Source organism: Zarconia navalis LEGE 11467 (assembly GCF_015207075.1).
Classification (GTDB): domain Bacteria; phylum Cyanobacteriota; class Cyanobacteriia; order Cyanobacteriales; family Geitlerinemataceae; genus Zarconia; species Zarconia navalis.
In genome coordinates this window covers 1-6,552 of sequence record NZ_JADEXN010000303.1, presented here as the reverse complement: position 1 = coordinate 6,552, position 6,552 = coordinate 1, and the positions used below count along the sequence as shown (strand labels likewise).

Here is a 6,552-nt window from a genome sequence, read left to right as displayed (position 1 = left end):
CCCCCACGCTACCACTCGCCCGGATATTCCCCTCCACGGCTTAGCGATGCTGGAGTCGTCGATGCCCGACGGTTTGGCTACCATTGCTCAACTCAAAGAAAAAGGACATCCCGTTGCCTACGTCGGCGATGTGGTGGGGACGGGTTCCTCCCGCAAATCGGCGATTAACTCCCTGCTGTGGCACATTGGCGACGATATCCCCTTCGTCCCTAACAAGCGCGCCGGGGGGTATATTCTAGGAGGTGCGATCGCCCCGATTTTCTTCAACACCGCCGAAGATTCCGGCGCGTTGCCCATCGAATGCGATGTCACCAAAATGGAAACCGGGGATGTCATCACCATCCATCCCTATAAAGGCGAAGTCACCAACGCCGCCGGGGAAGTGATTTCCACCTTCAGCCTCAAACCCGATACCATCGTTGATGAAGTGCGCGCCGGCGGCCGAATTCCCCTCCTCATCGGGCGCAGCCTCACCGACAAAACCCGCGAAGCCCTCGGACTGGGAATCAGCCCCATCTTTACTCGCCCCACAATGCCTGCCGATACCGGCAAAGGCTTCACTCTGGCGCAGAAAATGGTGGGCAAAGCCTGCGGACTTCCCGGCGTTCGTCCCGGAACCTCTTGCGAACCGGCAATGACCACCGTGGGTTCCCAGGATACCACCGGCCCGATGACCCGCGACGAACTCAAAGAACTCGCTTGCCTCGGGTTTAGCGCCGATTTGGTGATTCAGACTTTCTGCCACACCGCCGCCTATCCCAAACCTGTCGATATCAAAACCCATCAGAGTCTGCCCGACTTCTTCGCCCAACGGGCCGGGGTGGCCCTGCGTCCGGGAGACGGCATCATCCACTCCTGGCTGAACCGGATGCTGATGCCCGATACCGTGGGGACTGGCGGCGACTCCCACACTCGCTTCCCCTTGGGGATTTCCTTCCCGGCCGGTTCCGGGTTGGTGGCGTTTGCGGCGGCGTTGGGGGTGATGCCCTTGGATATGCCCGAGTCGGTATTGGTCAAGTTTACCGGCGAGTTGCAACCGGGTATTACCTTGCGAGATATCGTCAATGCCATTCCCTACGTTGCCATCCAAAAAGGATTGCTGACGGTGGAGAAACAGAATAAGAAAAATGTCTTCTCCGGGCGGATTATGGAGATGGAAGGTCTGCCTGATTTGAAGCTGGAACAGGCATTTGAGTTGACCGATGCCACTGCCGAACGGTCTTGTTCCGGTTCGACGATTAAACTCAGCGAAGACACCGTTGCCGAGTATTTGCGATCGAATGTTGCCCTGCTCGAAAATATGGTGGCGCGGGGTTATAGCGATGCCCGGACGATTATGCGGCGGGTGGCGAAAATGAAGCAATGGCTGGCAAATCCGGAATTGATGACGGCGGATGAAAATGCCGAATATGCCGATACCATTGAGGTGAATTTAAGCGAAATAAAAGAGCCAATTGTCGCCGCACCTAACGATCCGGATAATGTTAAGTTAATGTCCGAATGCGTGAACGACAAAATTGATGAAGTATTCATCGGTTCTTGTATGACTAATATCGGTCATTATCGCGCAGCGGCGAAGATTTTAGAAGGGGCGGGAACCGTCAAAGGTCGCCTCTGGATTTGCCCCCCCACTCGGATGGACGAACAGCAATTGCGCGAAGAAGGAATATACGGCATTTTTGCCGCCGCCGGGGCACGTACGGAGATGCCGGGATGTTCGCTATGTATGGGGAATCAAGCCCGCGTGGAAGATGGGGCGACAGTGTTTTCTACCTCCACCCGCAACTTCAACAATCGCATGGGTAAAGGGGCGCGAGTTTACCTCGGTTCTGCTGAACTCGCGGCGGTTTGCGCGCTGCTAGGACGCATTCCCACGGTGGAAGAGTACATGGAGATTGTCAAGGAGAAAATCGACCCGTTTGCCTCGGATTTATACCGCTATCTCAACTTCAATGAAATGGATGGATTTGAAGATGAAGGGCGGGTAATTGCGTTGGAAGATATGCCCAAGATTGAGGATATTTTGGGTATGCCGGTTGGGGCGAAGTAGTTAAGAGTGAATAGGGCAGGTAGGTTACTTACCTGTCCTACTTTTGGAATCGTCTAGAAACTGCAATCAGTTCTGCCCCTTCAACTTTGACCGTAGATGAATCCTTCCTTGTAAAAGCTATATCACCCACAAATGAGACATCAGCTTGTGGTGGAATTGTAATTCTGACTACAGAATATCCTTTATAAGATATCGTGTCGAATTTTGCTAAAACATCATTTTTTAAAGGTTTTGAAAGATTTGAGTTGAGAATTGCGTTTGTTAAAATTTTCACATAATCCTCAATTTTCTTATTTTGAATTTTTGCTTCTCGATCGATTCCCACAACATATCGCTTATTAATTTCAATTGGATGTATTTCATCTAAGCTCTTAATTCTATCAGAATCTTTGAGACAGTCAGCAACACCAATATGAATATAGCCATCTGACTCTGGTCCTACATTTGCAATTCCACATATAGTTTTAATAATTTGTTCAATTAATTTTTTATTGAGCGACCGATTTTTTGATAGGTTGAGTAAACCTTGCTTACATTCATATCTCGAAGTTTCCATACGAGAACGAAGCAAAGAATTTTTAAAAGCTATCGCTAGTTCTGAACCAGATCCAAGAGCAGATGGTTCTTGCTTCAAAAAATAATCTTGAATCAATCCTTTTGTTTTATTAATGTTCTTTTTTCGATCGGAAACTTTCGTATGACGACGAGCTATATTCAGTGTGTTCTGAAGATTTTTTAGAGATTGCATAATTTCAGTGGGGTCACATGGTGTAAGTTCCTGATTAATTATCAAATCAAAAAACGCCATAAATATCGTGTAGAAGGCTTGTGGAATTGGATTTGTGCCTCTTGGATTAACAATATGCAACAGGCACTTATATTCTTGGCTATATAATTCTATAGTTTCTTGAAGAGTTGAAAATGTCTTAATAATATCCTGCTGGAGTCGATCTGATGTATATACAGCCAAAGATGCTTCGATCTCTTTACACTGTTTTGTATTTAAGTCATACAAATTATTTAAATGTTCTTGATTTCTTTTTAGAGGTTCATGAAGAAGTATAGAAGCTGCAAGATCTGCAATCATATCTTCATCTTCACTATCTCGCAATTTCGGGGCACTTAAAATTCCTTGTTTGCACCAGAGTGTATCTTCTGCCGGAACTCCATATCCTTGATTGGACTTACCCGAGTTAATACTAATTTCTGGCATCTCATATAGATTTAAGATATCTGGCGAAACATCTCCTCGCAATTCAATAGCAATTTTTCGCACAACTTCTGCAAATGCTGTGGTTACGCCAGCTTGTCTTTTGTCTTGATTGCTTAAATGTTTTCCACTTGAGTTAATTCGACCAAACACTTCTGTGATATCATCCTCTTCCATTGCCGTATAAATTGTCACTGCTAGCTGATAATCCAAAATTTCAGCACATTCTTGAGGAGAAAGCTTAGATATTTCTTTGTTGAAAGCAATTATTTCTGCATTTGCTAATTGATTTGCATATGAAAACTCTGACAAATTAAAATATTTATTATCGAAGCTAAACAAATTTTCAATAAATCCTAAAATAGCATTGAGACGTTGCATCCCGTCTATTATTTCATATTTACCACTGCCATGAACTTTTGGACGTTCGGCTAGTAAAATTAGTGGAATAGGATATCCTTTTAAGATACTACCTATTAGTCTTTGCTTCTCTATCTCTGTCCAAACGAGCTTTCTTTGATACTTTCGATTTACTAATAAATTACCAGACCTATAAAGTCGATAAGCTTCTGTCACTGTCATTCCACGAGGTACAATATTCATTATTATTGTTAAGTGAGTAGATATTTATTATCAAATATCATACGCCCAAAAAATAATTAATAATATTAATTTTTGAGTATAAACTCTTACATAATACAAATCTAATAATTCACAATTACTCCACAATTGAAAATGAAGAACTGCGGCGATCTCTTAACTAAAATAGACCTTCCTATCAGTCAACTATTCGCTCGTTTCGGGTGGGCACTGGCGGTGATCGCCCGTCACATGGATGTCAATTAGGTGACCATTACCGGATCGACGGAAGTGGGACACCTGATTATGGAAGCAGCCGCGAAAAGAAACCTCAAGCGGGTTTGCAAAATCGTTGCATAATCAAAATAAGACTCTGAGGGAAACTTTCATATGCAAATCACGCTCGAAATTCCCGATCGCATTGCCACTCAGCTTGCAGGCGATCGCGAAACCCTAACCCAAAGATTCCTCGAACTTGTCGCCATCGAAGCTTATGAAAAAGGCTTAATTGGTGCGGGGGAAGTCGGACAACTGCTGGGCTTCACCTCCCGCTGGGAAACCTATGATTTCCTCGATCGCGAGTGCGCCGAACCGCCTTATACTGAATCCGATCTAGACAGCGATCGAATCGCACTGCAAGAACTGCTGGATTGATAATGCTCGTTGTTTCTAATACCTCTCCGATTTCTTATCTAGTCGTTATCGAGCAAATCGATCTTCTGGCTCGTCTTTTTGAACGTATCTTTATTCCAGAAGTCGTTCGGAATGAACTTGCCGCACCAAAAGCCCCACCTGTTGTTCGTCAGTGGATTGCTTCTCCTCCTTCTTGGCTAATTGTCCAGGCTAGCCCAATTCAGAACGAGCCAGATTTGCAAAGATTAGATGCAGGAGAACGTGCAGCGATTTTGCTCGCAGAGAGTTTACAAGCCGACCTTATTCTGCTAGACGACCTTGCTGCTCGTCGTCTGGCAACTCATCGCGGGCTAGCTATTACCGGTGTTTTGGGGATTTTAGACCGTGCTGCGGGTCAGAACTGGATCGATTTTTCAACGACAATCGATCTGCTCAGACAAACGAACTTTCGTACCTCTACAGCACTCGTGCAAGAACTACTACAAAAACACGCGAAGTGACTCAAGTTTGATGAAAGGCGACCGCGCCTTAAATTCGATCGCCCTTTTTGTTTACTCTTTCTCCGATTTAGATTAGACATCTCCACACCCATGCATCTTGCCCGTATTTTCGACATCGAACTTCCCATCTTTCGAGGACGCGGGGATCGGTTCTTCCATCGCCACTTCGATGTGCTAATCTCTCGATAAAACGAGTTGGGATGTCGTATCGATGATTAAACTGTATGGTGGCGCGCGCAGCAGAGCGACGATCGTCCGCTGGTATCTTGAGGAACTTGACGCACCCTACGAATTCGTACTTCTGGATATGCAAGCGGGAGAACATCTCAAACCAGAGTTTCTGGAAATTAACCCCATCGGCAAAGTCCCGGCGATCGAAGATGGAGACTTCAAACTGTGGGAATCCGGGGCGATTTTGCTGTATCTAGCCCACAAGTACGCTCGGATGCCAGAGTCGTTAACCGAACAAGCCACCATCATCCAGTGGGTGCTCTTTGCTAATGCAACCCTCGGCCCCGGCATTTTTGTCGAAGCCACTCGCGAGCGGGAAAAAGACCGCCTGCTGGCTCCCCTGAATGCCATTCTTGCATCCCAACCCTATATGCTCGGCGATCGCTTCGGCGTGGTGGATGTCGCCGTCGGCTCGATTTTGGCCTACATTCCCATCATGCTCCAACTGGACTTAAGCGATTATCCAGCAGTGGTGAAATACATCGAAGGCATCCAGGCCCGTCCGGCGTATCAGAAAGCCATGCAAGGACGTTAGTTTTGAATTCGGAGGCGCAAAAGCGCGGAATTGGGGAGAATATTGAATAGGACTGACGCAATGGCTCCCCCGAAGAGGGCGCGCTTCGTTAGCTAAGCCATGCGCGACAGCGCTATAGCCATGCGTGAGGGCTATAGCATTTGGAAGTCTAAGTTTCGTTGGACTCATAATTAATCGCTCAAATGCTTTGCCCCTCTCGGTCACTGAGCTTGTCGAAGTGCCCCATCCCCCCAGCCACCCCTTCGGTTTGGTTCGGTTGTTGCCAATGTTGAAAAACGAAAGATGCCGATACTCTGGTAGTAGCGATCGAGATATAGGCTTTTCAAACAAATTGCGAAAACTTGTAAGGGTCGCGCTCTCGTGTCATTGACTCCTACATCTGGTTCGCAACAGTTTTGAAAACCCTATATTTGCCGTATCATTCCGGCAAACCCTCAAAAGATGGTACCAAGCTAACGCGCATCTAAATTGAATCATTTAGCACCTGAAACCTTCCACTGGCTTGGGTTGCTCGATCGAATTCAATGCGCGATCGCTTCAAGAACCGAGCGAAGGGTTTGTGGAAACAGAATAGATCGCATTGCAGCAGAACGATCGAGCGAGATAGATGTATTCCCCATATAAATCGGACGCACGAACGAAATTAAAGCCACATCGGAGCAATATTGGGGCTAACTTAAGGTTACAAAGGGGGTCAATCGGAGTGGTTCGACAGCAAGTAGAATCGATCGAGAGTCTTCCCACCTTAAGTGAAATTTTGGCCCGCTCGGAAGCTGAGCCGAAAATCTCCCTCACCGAGGAACCCAAACCGCTG

Annotated in this window: 5 protein-coding genes; 4 read left to right on the top strand and 1 reads right to left on the bottom strand. The window is 46.5% G+C overall.

From position 1 onward, the window contains the following. The coding region (gene acnB / locus IQ235_RS15330; protein WP_264322315.1) for a bifunctional aconitate hydratase 2/2-methylisocitrate dehydratase at positions 1 to 2,050 on the top strand (2,050 nt) is incomplete at its 5' end. 37 nt (positions 2,051 to 2,087) lie between these two features. On the opposite strand, the gene IQ235_RS15325 is transcribed toward acnB, so the two are convergent. After that, on the bottom strand, positions 2,088 to 3,863 hold the full coding sequence (locus tag IQ235_RS15325; RefSeq protein WP_264322314.1) for a GmrSD restriction endonuclease domain-containing protein: 1,776 nt from the start codon (positions 3,861 to 3,863) through the stop codon (positions 2,088 to 2,090). A gap of 366 nt (positions 3,864 to 4,229) precedes the next feature. On the opposite strand from IQ235_RS15325, the gene IQ235_RS15320 reads away from it, so the two are divergent. From IQ235_RS15320 to IQ235_RS15310, 3 genes are all read left to right on the top strand, one after another. Continuing rightward, positions 4,230 to 4,493: a UPF0175 family protein gene (locus IQ235_RS15320; protein WP_264322313.1), complete on the top strand. Its 264-nt coding sequence runs from the start codon at positions 4,230 to 4,232 to the stop codon at positions 4,491 to 4,493. A 2-nt stretch (positions 4,494 to 4,495) separates the two neighbouring features. After that, positions 4,496 to 4,972, top strand: coding sequence for a PIN domain-containing protein (locus IQ235_RS15315; protein WP_264322312.1), 477 nt, complete (start codon positions 4,496 to 4,498; stop codon positions 4,970 to 4,972). A 211-nt stretch (positions 4,973 to 5,183) separates the two neighbouring features. Further along, a complete protein-coding gene (locus IQ235_RS15310; protein ID WP_264322311.1) occupies positions 5,184 to 5,738 on the top strand; it encodes a glutathione S-transferase family protein in 555 nt (184 codons plus the stop codon). The last annotated feature ends 814 nt before the right edge of the window (positions 5,739 to 6,552 follow it).